11 protein-coding genes are annotated in these 13,681 nt (G+C 36.5%); 6 read left to right on the top strand and 5 right to left on the bottom strand.

What is annotated here, in order from left to right:
• The first annotated feature begins 12 nt into the window (after positions 1 to 12).
• A complete protein-coding gene (locus DSM00_RS01950) occupies positions 13 to 810 on the top strand; it encodes a hypothetical protein (protein WP_128756336.1) in 798 nt (265 codons plus the stop codon).
• A gap of 59 nt (positions 811 to 869) precedes the next feature.
• Here the strand turns inward: DSM00_RS01950 and polA are convergent, their stop codons facing one another.
• Entirely contained in the window at positions 870 to 3,722 is a 2,853-nt protein-coding gene (gene polA / locus DSM00_RS01945) for a DNA polymerase I (protein ID WP_128756335.1), read from the bottom strand.
• Positions 3,723 to 3,873: 151 nt separating this feature from the next.
• Here polA and DSM00_RS01940 point away from each other — a divergent pair, with 151 nt between their 5' ends.
• Positions 3,874 to 4,173: a hypothetical protein gene (locus DSM00_RS01940; RefSeq protein WP_128756334.1), complete on the top strand. Its 300-nt coding sequence runs from the start codon at positions 3,874 to 3,876 to the stop codon at positions 4,171 to 4,173.
• Between the two features lie 68 nt (positions 4,174 to 4,241).
• Here the strand turns inward: DSM00_RS01940 and odhB are convergent, their stop codons facing one another.
• Together odhB and DSM00_RS01930 are read right to left on the bottom strand one after the other, a co-directional pair.
• A complete protein-coding gene (gene odhB / locus DSM00_RS01935; protein WP_128756333.1) occupies positions 4,242 to 5,534 on the bottom strand; it encodes a 2-oxoglutarate dehydrogenase complex dihydrolipoyllysine-residue succinyltransferase in 1,293 nt (430 codons plus the stop codon).
• Between the two features lie 72 nt (positions 5,535 to 5,606).
• A complete protein-coding gene (locus DSM00_RS01930) occupies positions 5,607 to 8,381 on the bottom strand; it encodes a 2-oxoglutarate dehydrogenase E1 component (protein ID WP_128756332.1) in 2,775 nt (924 codons plus the stop codon).
• A gap of 161 nt (positions 8,382 to 8,542) precedes the next feature.
• On the opposite strand from DSM00_RS01930, the gene DSM00_RS01925 reads away from it, so the two are divergent.
• The gene (locus DSM00_RS01925) at positions 8,543 to 9,058 is read left to right on the top strand and encodes a hypothetical protein (RefSeq protein ID WP_241652338.1); all 516 of its coding nucleotides are present in this window, start codon (positions 8,543 to 8,545) and stop codon (positions 9,056 to 9,058) included.
• On the opposite strand, the gene DSM00_RS01920 is transcribed toward DSM00_RS01925, so the two are convergent.
• Together DSM00_RS01920 and DSM00_RS01915 are read right to left on the bottom strand one after the other, a co-directional pair.
• Complete coding sequence (locus tag DSM00_RS01920) at positions 9,039 to 9,380, bottom strand: hypothetical protein (protein WP_128756331.1); 342 nt, start codon at positions 9,378 to 9,380, stop codon at positions 9,039 to 9,041. The genes DSM00_RS01925 and DSM00_RS01920 overlap by 20 nt on opposite strands.
• Before the next feature lie 6 nt (positions 9,381 to 9,386).
• A complete protein-coding gene (locus tag DSM00_RS01915; protein ID WP_128756330.1) occupies positions 9,387 to 10,361 on the bottom strand; it encodes a polyprenyl synthetase family protein in 975 nt (324 codons plus the stop codon).
• Between the two features lie 160 nt (positions 10,362 to 10,521).
• On the opposite strand from DSM00_RS01915, the gene DSM00_RS01910 reads away from it, so the two are divergent.
• The 3 genes from DSM00_RS01910 to DSM00_RS01900 are packed head-to-tail and all read left to right on the top strand — an operon-like array spanning position 10,522 to position 13,678.
• The gene (locus DSM00_RS01910) at positions 10,522 to 11,127 is read left to right on the top strand and encodes a TetR/AcrR family transcriptional regulator (RefSeq protein ID WP_164916279.1); all 606 of its coding nucleotides are present in this window, start codon (positions 10,522 to 10,524) and stop codon (positions 11,125 to 11,127) included.
• Entirely contained in the window at positions 11,127 to 12,506 is a 1,380-nt protein-coding gene (locus DSM00_RS01905; RefSeq protein ID WP_128756329.1) for a TolC family protein, read from the top strand. Before DSM00_RS01910 ends, DSM00_RS01905 begins: the two co-directional genes overlap by 1 nt.
• Before the next feature lie 11 nt (positions 12,507 to 12,517).
• Complete coding sequence (locus DSM00_RS01900) at positions 12,518 to 13,678, top strand: efflux RND transporter periplasmic adaptor subunit (protein WP_128756328.1); 1,161 nt, start codon at positions 12,518 to 12,520, stop codon at positions 13,676 to 13,678.
• The last annotated feature ends 3 nt before the right edge of the window (positions 13,679 to 13,681 follow it).

Genomic DNA, 13,681 nt, shown 5'->3' with positions numbered 1-13,681 from the left:
AAATTATTAGAAATGAAGAATTATTTAATAATATTATTCCTCACATTCTCCTATTCTTTAATCGCTCAAGTAGGTATCGGCACTGTAAATCCAGAAGCTGGTTTAGATATTGTCTCTTCAAATGGGATACTCGTACCGCGCGTTGCACTGTTGAGCTTAACAGATATTACTACTGTAGTTAATCCTACAGGCACACCCCTCGCAGAGAGCACACTTGTATATAACGATGCTACTGGTGGCTTAACACCTGCTGGCTTTTATTTTTGGCAAAACAATCAATGGAATCACATATCGTCAAACAGTCAAAAAAAGGTTCACTTTGGGAAAATTCTTGTAAATGCTTCTGGGGATGTAATTGTGACCGGTGTAGGGTTTTCTCCCAAGTCTGTAGAATTTGTGGCAATCAACAGAATCGAAGGCTATAATAACACTTATAGAGCAAACGGCAACAATACAAATGATATACGAATGGCAGGTGGTACAACAATAGGTTATGCTCAGAATACCGGCAGTAGCATCGACCAGCAAGTAATTTCTAATGGCTTTAATGGGTCTAGTATAAATAACATTGGTACATACTCCTCCTCATCACACTGTATTGCTGCCTATTTTGTGAATAATAACGGAGAACCTATACATGATGACGGGTCACCAAATTCTGGTAGTGACACTCAAAACGGTTTAATAAGCGCCTCGTTACAGTCATTTGATGATGATGGTTTTACTTTAAATTTTGACAACTTTCTCGCTGGTTCAACAACCAGTAACCGCACAAATCAAATGGTTGTGATTTATAAAGCTTATAGATAAAATAGTGAAGTAAGTAAAAGACTAAGGGCTTCCAAAAATGGAAACCCTTAGTCTATATATTAATGAGCCTCAAGCCAATTCTCTCCAACTCCCAGTTCAACATCTAGCGGAACATCCATCTTAAAGGCATTTTCCATTTCAGTCTTAATCATGGTTTTTACGTGTTCCAACTCAGTTTTGTACACATCAAAAACAAGTTCATCATGTACCTGAAGTAGCATTTTGGTTTTCAGCTTTTCAGCTTTTAACCTTTTATGAATATTGATCATAGCGATTTTAATAATATCTGCCGCGCTACCTTGTATAGGAGCGTTTACAGCATTTCGCTCTGCTGCACCACGTACAACAGCATTACTGCTATTGATATCCTTTAAATAACGACGACGACCTAAAACGGTAGAAACATACCCGTTATCACGTGCAAAATCAACCTGTTCACTCATGTAGTTACGCAACTTCGGATAAGTCTTGTAATAGGTGTCAATAAGATCTTTACTCTCTGCTCTACTCAAATCTGTCTGATTACTTAATCCAAATGCTGAAACCCCGTAGATAATACCAAAATTTACTGTTTTTGCATTACTACGCTGTTCGCGGGTCACTTCAGCCAAGGGAACATTAAATACTTTTGCGGCAGTAGAAGCGTGAATATCTTCACCATCTTGAAAAGCCTGCATCATTGTTTCTTCTTGACTAAGCGCAGCAATAATTCGTAATTCTATCTGTGAATAATCTGCCGCTAGTAAAATATACTCTTCGCTTCGCGGAACAAATGCTTTACGCACCTGCCTACCCCGCTCCGTACGTATCGGGATGTTTTGTAGATTGGGATTATTTGAACTCAAGCGACCCGTTGCGGCCACAGTTTGCATATAATCGGTATGCACACGACCTGTATTCTCATCAACCTGAGAAGGAAGTGCGTCTACATAGGTACTTTTTAACTTCGCTAGTCCTCTATAGTCTAAAACATTTTGAATTATCTCATGATCTGGAGCTAAATAAGAAAGCACATCTTCTGCAGTAGAATATTGTCCTGTACGTGTCTTTTTAGGCTTATCTACGAGTTTTAATTTGTCAAAGAGTATTTCTCCAAGTTGTTTTGGCGAACCTATATTAAACTCTTCACCTGCATCTCTGTAGATTTTTTCTTCTAATGAAAGTATATCAGAATTTAAGTCTGTAGCTAAACCTGCTAGAAACTCTTTATCAAGATTTATACCTTCGAGTTCCATATCTGCAAGCACCTGCACTAATGGAATTTCAATTTCATCAAAAAGCTTTTGCGTATTTGCTTCGCCCATTTCTTTTTCAAAATGTTCTTTAAGTTGAAGCGTTATATCTGCATCTTCAACAGCATATTCTGTTTGCTGCTCCACAGGAACATCTGCCATCGACTTTTGATTCTTACCTTTTTTACCTATTAATTCTTCGATTGAAACCGGAGTGTAATTAAGATATGTTTCCGCTAGAACGTCCATATTGTGACGCATATCGGGATTGATTAGATAATGTGCAATCATCGTATCAAAAAGTTTACCTCTTACCTCAACTCCATACTTCGCTAAAACTTTAATATCATATTTAAGATTTTGTCCTATCTTCTGAATAGTTTCAGATTCAAAGAAAGGCTTTAGTTCTTCTATTAACAGCTGTGCTTGCGCAGCCTCTGGAGGAAATGGAATATAAAAACCTTTTGTTTTTTCCCAGCTAAATGCTATTCCTACCAAATCTGCCTTTAAGGGATCTAGCGAAGTAGTTTCTGTATCAAAGCAGACTGCTTGCTGATTTAAAAGATTTTTTAGAAATAATTTTGTTGCCATTCCGGGCGCCACACTTTGATAAAAATGTGAAACATCTTTAATTGTATTTCTGGTATTGCGCTCCTCAATAGTTGCGTCTGCCGCAGCACCTCCAAATAAATTATATTGGCCTGCACCTGCATTTGCAGCTTGCTCAGAAGAATGTACCAGTTTCTTTGCAGTTTCTGTACTACTCACTGCTGCACCTGTATCGCTATCTGCCTCACCCGAAAATATTTTTATAAACTGGTCTTTAAGTCGTCTAAATTCTAACTCATCAAAAATTTCCTGTACCTTATCTGCATCGGGTTGTGAAAGTTCGTAAGATTCAGCGTGAAACAGCACATCACAATCAGTCATAATAGTCGCGAGTTTTCTGGATAGACGGCCTAACTCTGCACTTTCTATAACTTTCTCTTTCATCTTCCCCTTAAGCTTATCAGTATTTGCAAGAAGTCCTTCTAAGTCGCCGTACTCTTTAATAAATTTTTTAGCAGTTTTATCACCTACACCCGGCAATCCCGGAATATTATCAGAAGCATCCCCCATCATACCCAGATAATCAATTACTTGTTCTGGGCGCTCTACTTCAAAACGTTTTTGCACTTCAGGAATTCCCCAAATTTCAATTCCATTACCCATTCGGGCAGGCTTGTACATAAATATGTTCTCTGAAACCAGTTGGGCATAATCCTTATCTGGAGTAACCATAAAAACCTGATAGCCTTCTTTTTCTGCTTGCTTGGCCAAAGTCCCAATCAAATCGTCTGCTTCTACACCTTCTATCTGAACGAAGGGCACATGCATTGCTTTCAAAATTTCTTGAATTATAGGCACTGCTATGCGAATAGCTTCTGGTGTTTCATCTCTATTAGCTTTATAATCTCCATACAATTCAACACGCTCTGAGCTGCCTCCTTTGTCAAATGCCACCGCAAGATGATCTGGCTTTTCGCGTTTAATCACATCAAACAAAGAATTTACAAAACCCATCACTGCAGAGGTATCCTGCCCTTTTGAGTTTACTCTGGGATTTTTTATAAGAGCATAGTAACCACGAAATATTAGCGCATAAGCATCTAAAAGAAATAAGCGTTTTTGAACAGACATATGGGATTATTTTTTATTCGGAAATTGAAGTATCAAAAATAAGAATTACTACATTGATATGGTTTTTATAAGTTGGCATTTTTAAAATAGTAAATTTCGCTTTAGACAGCTATAGATTACATATATCGTGTATGCGTAAATTTTAAGAGCAATGAATATACCTACCACCTATTTAGAATTTCAAGATTATTTAGAATTACAGAATCCGCCACAACCTTGGCCTGCTACATTGCAGTCCCTATGGTTTCTTGCTAATAACAATTGGGATGCCTCACATACGATTGCTCAGGATATTGAAGGATCAATGGGAAATCTAATTCACGCACATTTACATAGGGTTGAAGGCGACGAATGGAATGCTACATACTGGTATAAACAAGCTGGAACATCTTTCCCAGAGATTTCTTTAGAAGAGGAGTTGAAACAATTAGTAAATCTAATTATATCGTAAAACAAAAAATCCGTTAGACTAAGGTCTAACGGATTTTGATTAATCTTTTCGCTTATGCGAGAATAGTTTTATAGCTCTAGTGCTTTTAAAACATTGTTACTCATTAGCAATTCTTCTGGGTTTTCAAGAGCCTCTTTAACGGCTACTAAAAATCCTACAGACTCTTTACCATCAATAATACGGTGATCGTAAGAAAGTGCTACATACATAATAGGAGCAATTGCTATACCTCCATCTCGTACAATAGGACGCTCAACTATATTATGCATACCTAATATTGCAGATTGCGGAGGATTAATGATAGGTGTAGAAAGCATGCTTCCAAATACACCACCATTTGTAATAGTAAAGGTACCACCCGTCATCTCATCTACTGTAATCTGACCATCACGTGCTCTAAGTGCAAGACGTTTTACTTCAGACTCTACCCCTCGAAAACTTAAATTCTCAGCATTTCTTATTACCGGAACCATAAGACCTTTAGGTCCTGATACCGCAATAGAAATATCTTTAAAATCATAAGTAATCATTTCCTTACCATCTATCATAGAATTTACAGCAGGATACATTTCTAATGCGCGAACACAAGCTAATGTAAAGAATGACATGAAACCTAAACCTACACTATGCTTAGATTTAAAATCTTCTTTGTACTTATCGCGCAATGCAAAAATCGCCGACATATCTACTTCATTGAAAGTAGTTAACATCGCAGTTTCATTTTTTACGCTTACTAGACGCTCTGCTACTTTACGACGTAACATAGACATTTTTGAACGGCTTTCTCCACGGCTTCCATTACCAGGAGTTCCCATAGATGGCTGTGCATTTACAGCATCCTCTTTAGTAATACGACCATCACGGCCACTACCTTTTACATCTTTAGCATCAATACCTTTTTCGTCTAAGGCTTTCTTGGCTGCAGGAGATGGAGTTCCTGTCGCATATGTTTTTGAATCCTGAGACTGGCTTGGAGTGCTTGATTTAGATGGCTCTTCGGTTTTTGAATCACCTTTCTCGTTAGTATCAGCAGAATTTTTATTTTTATTACTTAATTCTTTTTCTGCATCACCTCCACTACCTTCATCTCCAGAAGCTTTTTTAGAATCTCCTCCTGGTTTAGGAGCATCAGTATCGATAAGACATACCACTTGCCCTACCGCTACAGCATCACCTTCTTCTGCTTTTAGCGTAATAATTCCGCTAGCTTCAGCCGGAAGTTCTAAAGTAGCTTTATCGCTATCTACTTCGGCAATAGCCTGATCTTTTTCTACATAGTCGCCATCTTCTACAAGCCACTGTGCTATTTCAACTTCTGTAATCGATTCTCCCGGAGAAGGGACTTTCATTTCTAAAGCCATATTTCTATTTTATTAACTTTTATATGTTTACACTAGGGTAATAAAGTTGAATTCCTAATGTAAAATTTCTTTTTATTGGTTATTTATATTTTTATCAAAAACATCCTCGATGACTTTGTGATGTCTTCTCTTAAATCGTACAGAACTACCCGCTGCAGGCGCACCATAAAACTTACGACTACAGATTCTGAATTTCTGTGCTTCTGGAAGATGCATTAATAAATGCCCGTAAGCACCCATATTGCGTGGTTCCTCTTGCGCCCATACAATATCATCTGCATTTTTATATTTATCTATTGCAGCCCGAATTTCATTTTTAGGAAGTGGGAATAATTGTTCTACACGTACAAGTGCAACATCATCTCTTTCTAATTCCTCTCGTTTTTCTAACAAATCATAATAGAACTTACCGGTAACAAACACTAAAGTCTTCACCTTATCTGCTTGTACAAAATCATCGTCAATGGTCATTTTAAAACTTCCATTTGCCAGTTCTTCTTTTGTAGAAACAACCTTTGGATGTCTTAATAGACTTTTTGGTGTGAAAACTATAAGCGGCTTTCTAAAATTCGTTTTTAGTTGGCGGCGTAATAAATGGTAAAAGTTTGCAGGTGTTGTACAGTCTGCAACGTACATATTATCTACTGCACACAGTTGCAGATAACGCTCCATACGAGCAGAAGAATGCTCTGCTCCCTGACCTTCATAACCGTGTGGCAATAACATTACCAGACCGTTTTGTAGTTTCCACTTATCTTCGGCAGCAGAAATATACTGATCTAGCATTATCTGCGCACCATTACTGAAATCTCCAAATTGAGCTTCCCAAATAGGTAATGTTTTTGGACTCGCCATAGCATAACCATAATCAAAGCCTACAACACCATACTCAGAAAGTAAGGAATTGTATATATACATATGCCCTTGATCTCCTTTGAGGTTATTAAGCAACATGATTTCTTCTTCGCTTTCTTCTACTTTCGTAACTGCATGTCTATGAGAGAATGTACCACGCTCTACGTCTTGACCCGTCATACGTACATCAAAACCTTCTTTTAGTAGTGAACCATATGCAAGTAATTCTGCAAGTCCCCAATCGATTTTATTGTCATCAAAATACATTGCGCGACGCCCCTCAATAATCTTCAAGATCTTGCGCATGAACTTTTTATCTTCAGGTAGTTTTGTAATTACATCTGCAATTTCAGTAAGCGCTTCAAGGTTAAATGTTGTGTCTATAGGACTCATCATTTCTACCTCTGTAGCTTGCTCAAAACCTTCCCACTCATCCTGCATAATAGCAGTTATACGAGTAGTTTCTTCTTCTCTAGATTTCTCTAATTTTTCTTCTAATTTTTCTTTGTATTCCTCTTCAAGTTGCTTCACATAGTTTTCATCTATGATCCCTTCTGCAATAAGTTTATTTGCATAAAGATCACGAGCATTATCATGCTTAGCAATTGCTTTATATAATTTTGGCTGGGTAAAACGCGGTTCATCACCTTCATTGTGACCATATTTTCTGTATCCCAACAGATCTATAAATACGTCACGCCCAAACTCCATTCTAAAATCTAATGCAAACAGAGATGCGTGCACAACTGCTTCCGCATCATCAGCATTAACGTGTAAAACTGGAGAAAGCGTCGTTTTTGCAACATCTGTACAATATGTAGATGATCGTGCATCTAGATAATTTGTTGTAAAGCCTATTTGGTTATTAATTACTATATGTATAGTTCCCTTAGTAGAGTAACCTTCTAATTGAGCCATTTGTATTATTTCATAAACAATACCCTGGCCTGCAATTGCCGCATCACCGTGAACCACTATAGGTAAAACCTGATTGGGTTTTTCTGCATGATGCAAATCTTGTTTTGCTCTAGCAATACCCTCAACTACTGCTCCTACTGTCTCTAAGTGAGAAGGGTTAGGTGCAATATTTATGTTTATTTCCTTGCCGCTATCTGTAAGACGACTTGAAGTCCAGCCTAGGTGATATTTTACGTCCCCATCAAAAACTTCCTGATCGTAATCTTTACCATCAAACTCACTGAAAATATCTTTAGCATTTTTGCCAAAAATATTTGTCAAAGTATTTAAGCGCCCTCTATGCGCCATACCCATAACAAATTCTTTTACTCCAAGATCTGCTGCTGCCTCAATAATCGCATCTACAGCCGGAATAAAACTTTCTCCTCCCTCTAGGGAAAAACGCTTCTGGCCTACATATTTTGTATGCAAAAAGGTCTCAAAAGAAACTGCTTCATTCAGTTTTCTTAGAATTTTCTTCTTTACATCACCAGAGAACGACGGGTGATTATCATTGATATTAAGTTTATCCTGAATCCATTGAATTTCTTCTGGCTTACGAATAAACATATATTCTACACCTATAGATTCACAGTAAATCTTCTCTAAATGATTTACAATTTCTCGTAATGTAGTTGTACCTATTCCTAAAATTTCACCAGCAGAAAACGTAGTATCTAAATCGTTTTCACTGAGGCCAAAATTTTCCAACGCTAATGTTGGGGTATATTGACGTCTCTCTCGTACCGGATTTGTTTTTGTAAACAAATGTCCACGTGTACGATAACCATCTATAAGTTTTACAACCTGAAATTCTTTCTGAAGATTATCAGGCACTGAAACTGCTGCGTTTGTAGTTTTTACCTCAGCTGGAGCAAAGTCTGGTTGAACACCGCTTTCTTCCATACCAAAATCAAATCCTTGAAAAAATGCACGCCAACTAGGCTCCACACTATCAGGATGCTGTAGGTATTTATCGTAAAGTTCTGCGAAATATGCAGTGTTAGCTGCATTGAGAAATGAAAATCTATCCATTTTATAGTTTAAATCTGTCGATTTTTTAAGCAATAATTTGTCAAAAATACAATATTTCGCTGGCACAACGGCTTTGGTTTTCCAATTTTATGCTTATCATTAACATTTTAAAATTCAGATTTTAGACCGCGTTAAAGTAGTACCCAATCAACCTTATTATTATGAAATTAATGAAGAACACTCTAGGTTTATGTGCGATACTTTTTATGACGTGCCAGTTAATAACAGCACAAACACAAAGCACCTACTTCTGGGATAACGTCGATTTTGGTGGAGGTTTAGGCCTCAATTTTGGTGAAGAATATTTTGCCGCAAGTGTCTCACCTAGTGCGATTTACAATTTTAATCCCTACTTTGCAGCGGGACCGGGCCTATCCTACTCTTATATTAGAGATGGTGATTTAAAATCATCGATTTTGGGCGGCAGCATTATCACACTTATAAACCCGTTACCGGCTATACAATTCTCTGCAGAATTTGAAGAACTTTATGTTTCGCAAACTGCAAATTATGACGGAGGAAGTTTTGAACGTGACTTCTGGAATGCAGCACTTTTTTTAGGATTAGGATATCGATCTGGCTCGGTAACAATTGGAGCTAGGTACAATGTACTTTACGATGATGATGACGCTATTTACACAAGCGCAATTCAGCCATTTATTCGTGTTTATTTTTAAAAGAAACTTTTAGAAATTCGCGCTCCAAAATTAAAATAGCAACTTCTTCTGCAAGCTCATGCACAAACTGAGCTGGAATCTCTTTAATTCTAGCTTCAGAAACATCTATCGCATAAAGTAAATTGAGATATTTCTCAAAGTCTGAAATAATCACTTCATAAATACAAGCAACCAGATTGCGGGCGAGTGCTTCGGGTTTATCTTCAGTGCTAAAATTTGAATCTACACCCGCTCTTGCAAAGTCTTTGTTTAACTGATGTATCAAAGAATCGTAAAGCGATTGTTGTTTAGCTGATTTTAAAATAGCTAATGAAGTATCCATTCTTTTTTACACTTTTCTACGCATCAATGCCTGTGCAAATTCACGTAAAATTTGTTTCTTTTCTCCCTTAACCTCTAACTCCTCTAGAGTACTAAGCGCTTTATTGGTATACAGTTCAATTTCATTTTGAATTGCTTCAGCAGCACCAGACTCTATAAATAGTTGCTTAACCGTTTCAATTTTCCCAGATGGGTCCTGCGGATTAATACTGTATAAATGACTTAGCTGAATACTGTGCGCCGGGTCTAATTTTTCTAATGCCGTTAAGTATAAGAAGGTTTTTTTATTTTCAATAATATCGCCACCCACTTGTTTTCCAAATGTTTTTGGATCTCCAAATGCATCTAAATAATCATCCTGCAGCTGAAACGCAATTCCCAGATCTCGCCCAAAATCATAAATTTTATTGCAATTTGATTCTGAAGCATTAGCCACTACTGCCCCCATTTTTAAGGCTGCACCTACAAGAACTGCAGTTTTATACTCAATCATTTTTAAATATTCTGGCAATGTAACATCATCCCGAGTTTCAAAATCTACATCATACTGCTGACCTTCACACACCTCGATTGCTGTCTTACTAAATAATTTAGCTAGATTTCTAAAGGTTTCTCCGTCATAATTTTCAAAGAGCTGATAGGCATTTATAAGCATTGCATCACCCGAAAGAATCCCGGTATTAATATCCCATTTTTCATGTACTGTTTCCTTACCACGACGTAATGGGGCATCATCCATAATGTCATCATGTACTAATGAGAAATTATGAAAAACCTCAATAGCTAAAGCTGCGTCTAAGGCTTTTTTATAATCAGATTCAAATATGTCTGCAGCCATTAAGGTCAACAAAGGGCGTAAACGCTTACCTCCTAGCTGCAAAATATACAGAATAGGGTCGTAAAGATTTTTAGGCTCTCTCGTCTTGATTTTTGTATTTAAATAGTCAATAAATACATCTGTGTATTGATCAATGCGCAACATACTTGAAAATTTTCGGCTAAAATACCACTCTCTTAGTTAACAGTACTCTCATTAATTCAGAAGCTTTATTAAAACCAATGTTACCATTCTATTAAATTGACAAAAAACTTTGGAAACTAAATACGTTTTTAAAGTTTCCGGAGTATATTTGCGCAAAATTATGAAAGCAGATATATTAAATACAGCAACAGAACTCTTTATTAAACAAGGGTTTAAAAGCGTCACAATGGATGATATTGCTTCACATATGCATATATCAAAGAAAACTATATATGCTAGTTATTCTCACAAAACAGAATTAGTATATGCTGTAGCACATCAAATGATGAATGTTATTCAATGTGCCGTCACCCAATTAGTTGAAACTCAAAAAAACCCTATTCAAGAACTTTATGAGATTAAGAAATATGTAATAGAACATTTACATGGAGAAAAAACATCTTCTATACAACAGCTGTTAAAATACTACCCTAAAATATTTAACGAACTTAAACTACACCAGTTTGAATTTATGAAGGGTTGTATGGAAAAAAATATCACTAAAGGAATTAATATGGGTCTGTTTAGAGACAATCTGGATGTAGAGTTTATTTCCAGAATGTATCATGTGGGCATGACAAATATTAAAGACGATAGTATTTTCCCTCACGAGAAATTTCCACACGCAAAATTGTATGAGATGTATCTAGAATATCATTTACGTGGAATCGTAACTCCCGAAGGCAGAAAAATTCTCAATCAAATAATTCACTCAAATCAAGACTAATGCAAAAAATCATTATCCTCTTAGTGTGTATTTTGGGGACTATAAATTATAGTCAGGCTCAAGATAGTACAGAGGTTCAAACTTTCTCACTAAGCCTAGAAGACGCCATTATTTATGGCTTACAAAATAGTTATACTACAAAAAATGCACGTACAGATGTAGAGATAGCGCTCAAACAAAAATGGGAAATTATAGCTCAGGGATTACCGCAAATTGGAGGTGAGATTACCTATCAAAATCAGTTAATTCAACCTACGTCTTTTATTCCTGCTGTCGTTTTTGATCCTAGTGCAGATCCCGGGAGCTTTATTCCAGTTCAGTTTAGTCAAAAGCAAAATGCTTCTGCAATTGCTACCTGGAATCAGTTATTATTTGATGGTTCCTATATAGTAGGAGTACAATCTTCAAAAACGCTTCTTCAGATCTCTCAAAATGCTAAAGTAAAGACAGACTTAGAGGTGAAGCAGGGAATTATTGAAGCTTATGGCAATGTATTACTTGCCAGAGAGAGCGTTTCTATCCTTCAAAAGAACCTCAATACTCTTGACAAAAACCTTTCTGATACTCAAAAAATATTTGAGAACGGTCTTACCGAAGAAGAAGATGTTGAGCAATTACAAATTACTTTTCTTGGTCTAGAAACTCAACTTAACAATACAGTTCGTCAACTTGCAATAGCATATGATATGCTAAAGCTTACTTTAGGGATTTCCATAGACAGCAAATTAGAAGTTACAGACTCTCTAGAAGATCTCGCAATGCAGTATTATGATTTAAACTTGCTTACACAAAGTATAAGTCCTGAAAATAATATTGATTTTCGTATTGCTGAAGATCAAACGAATCTCGCCAGAACTGAAGTTAAACTTGAAAAAAGTAAAGCTTTGCCTCGTTTAAGCGCTTATATTAATTACGGTACAGCAGGAGCAAGTAATTCGTTTACGTTTTTTGATGATGAACAGCGTTATTTTGAGCAATCTATTGTTGGAGTGTCTCTAAGTGTTCCTATTTTTAGCAGTGGTATGCGTGCTGCAAGAACGGCTCAGAAAGAACTCGCTTATAGAAAGAGCCTTGAAGATCTTGAGCAGACGCGTAATCAAGTTAAATTAGAAATTGCATCAGCTCGTAATGACTATCAATTTGCACTGGACAATTTTGCTACTCAAGAAAAAAACCTTGCGCTTTCAGAGCGTATAGAGAACAAAAATTCCATTAAATTTTTTGAAGGTATTGCCAGCAGCTTTGAATTAAGCGAGGCACAAACTCAATTATATCAAGCACAGCAGGACTATTTGCAAGCAATGTATGAAGTAATTGCAAACAAAGCAGCTCTAGAAAAAACCTTAGATACTACCACTTACCAACCACAACAAAATTAATACGCACTACTATGAAAAATATATTATCCTTACTTGTATTCACTACTATGCTAATTTCTTGTGGTGATAAAGAAGTAGATGTTGATGCGCTTATTGCATCTGGTGATATGCAGGCAATTAAAGAAGCTCAAACTCAACTAAAAGATGAGAATACTGCTTTGCAAATGAAGTTGAAAAAACTAAACACCGTTATTGATAATGCCGAAAAGAAAACTAACGGACCGCTCGTATCTACACAAAAAATAGGAGATACACTTTTTGATCATTTTCTTGAAATTCAAGGTAATGTTGAAACAAAACAAAATATTGTAATAAGTGCTGAGTATAGCGGCGTATTATCGCGTGTATATGTTAAAGAAGGTGACAAAGTTAAAAAAGGTCAAGTCTTAGCACGTATAGATGATGGTGGTTTAGGTTCACAATTAACTCAATTACAAACGCAAGCCGAACTTAATAAAACCACATTTGAGCGTCAAAAAAGATTATGGGATCAGAACATAGGTTCAGAAATTCAATACCTACAAGCTAAAGCAAGCTATGAGGCTTCGCAAAGTCAAGTAAATCAACTTAGAAGTCAGTTAGGTAAAACTACTATTACGGCTCCATTTGCAGGTACAATAGATCAGGTTTTAACAGAGCAAGGTTCTGCTGTTATGCCGGGTAAAGAACTTTATCGTATTGTAAACCTTACCGATATGTATATTACCGCAGAAGTACCTGAAAGTTATTTAGGTACTGTAAGTGTTGGTAAGTCTGTAGAAGTTAATTTCCCTGTTTTAAATAAGAAAATAGATTCAAAAATACGCCAGACAAGTAACTTCATCAATCCGGCAAACCGCTCGTTTACTATTGAAGTTGCGGTTCCTAATGAAGAAAAAAGTATTAAACCTAATCTTACCGCTAAGCTTAGAATTAACGACTATACAAGCGAAGATGCTATTCTAATACCATTAAGTGTAATTTCAGAGAATGCTGAAGGTGAACAATATGTTTATGTTGCTACTAAAGGCGAAGACAACACACTAATTGCTAAGCGCGTAATAGTTGAAACTGGAAAAACACAAGGAGATTCTATAGAGATTCTATCTGGTCTGAATGCGAATGATGAAATCATCGTACAAGGTGCACGTAGCGTTCAAGACAATCAAGAGATTAGAATTTTAAATAACTAGTAC

The organism is Leeuwenhoekiella aequorea, assembly GCF_004104375.1.
Taxonomy (GTDB): Bacteria; Bacteroidota; Bacteroidia; order Flavobacteriales; family Flavobacteriaceae; genus Leeuwenhoekiella; species Leeuwenhoekiella aequorea.
Note: the sequence above shows the minus strand (reverse complement) of the source record. Positions and strands in the feature narration are given on the sequence as shown.

What these genes read in the sequence shown, in the direction of transcription:
- DSM00_RS01930 (WP_128756332.1), bottom strand. Translation starts at nt 8,381, where the DNA reads ATGGATAGATTTTCATTTCTCAATGCAGCTAACACTGCATATTTCGCA.
- DSM00_RS01905 (WP_128756329.1), top strand. Translation starts at nt 11,127, where the DNA reads ATGCAAAAAATCATTATCCTCTTAGTGTGTATTTTGGGGACTATAAAT.
- DSM00_RS01900 (WP_128756328.1), top strand. Translation starts at nt 12,518, where the DNA reads ATGAAAAATATATTATCCTTACTTGTATTCACTACTATGCTAATTTCT.
- DSM00_RS01920 (WP_128756331.1), bottom strand. Translation starts at nt 9,380, where the DNA reads ATGGATACTTCATTAGCTATTTTAAAATCAGCTAAACAACAATCGCTT.
- DSM00_RS01915 (WP_128756330.1), bottom strand. Translation starts at nt 10,361, where the DNA reads ATGTTGCGCATTGATCAATACACAGATGTATTTATTGACTATTTAAAT.
- DSM00_RS01910 (WP_164916279.1), top strand. Translation starts at nt 10,522, where the DNA reads ATGAAAGCAGATATATTAAATACAGCAACAGAACTCTTTATTAAACAA.
- DSM00_RS01940 (WP_128756334.1), top strand. Translation starts at nt 3,874, where the DNA reads ATGAATATACCTACCACCTATTTAGAATTTCAAGATTATTTAGAATTA.
- DSM00_RS01950 (WP_128756336.1), top strand. Translation starts at nt 13, where the DNA reads ATGAAGAATTATTTAATAATATTATTCCTCACATTCTCCTATTCTTTA.
- polA (WP_128756335.1), bottom strand. Translation starts at nt 3,722, where the DNA reads ATGTCTGTTCAAAAACGCTTATTTCTTTTAGATGCTTATGCGCTAATA.
- odhB (WP_128756333.1), bottom strand. Translation starts at nt 5,534, where the DNA reads ATGGCTTTAGAAATGAAAGTCCCTTCTCCGGGAGAATCGATTACAGAA.
- DSM00_RS01925 (WP_241652338.1), top strand. Translation starts at nt 8,543, where the DNA reads ATGAAATTAATGAAGAACACTCTAGGTTTATGTGCGATACTTTTTATG.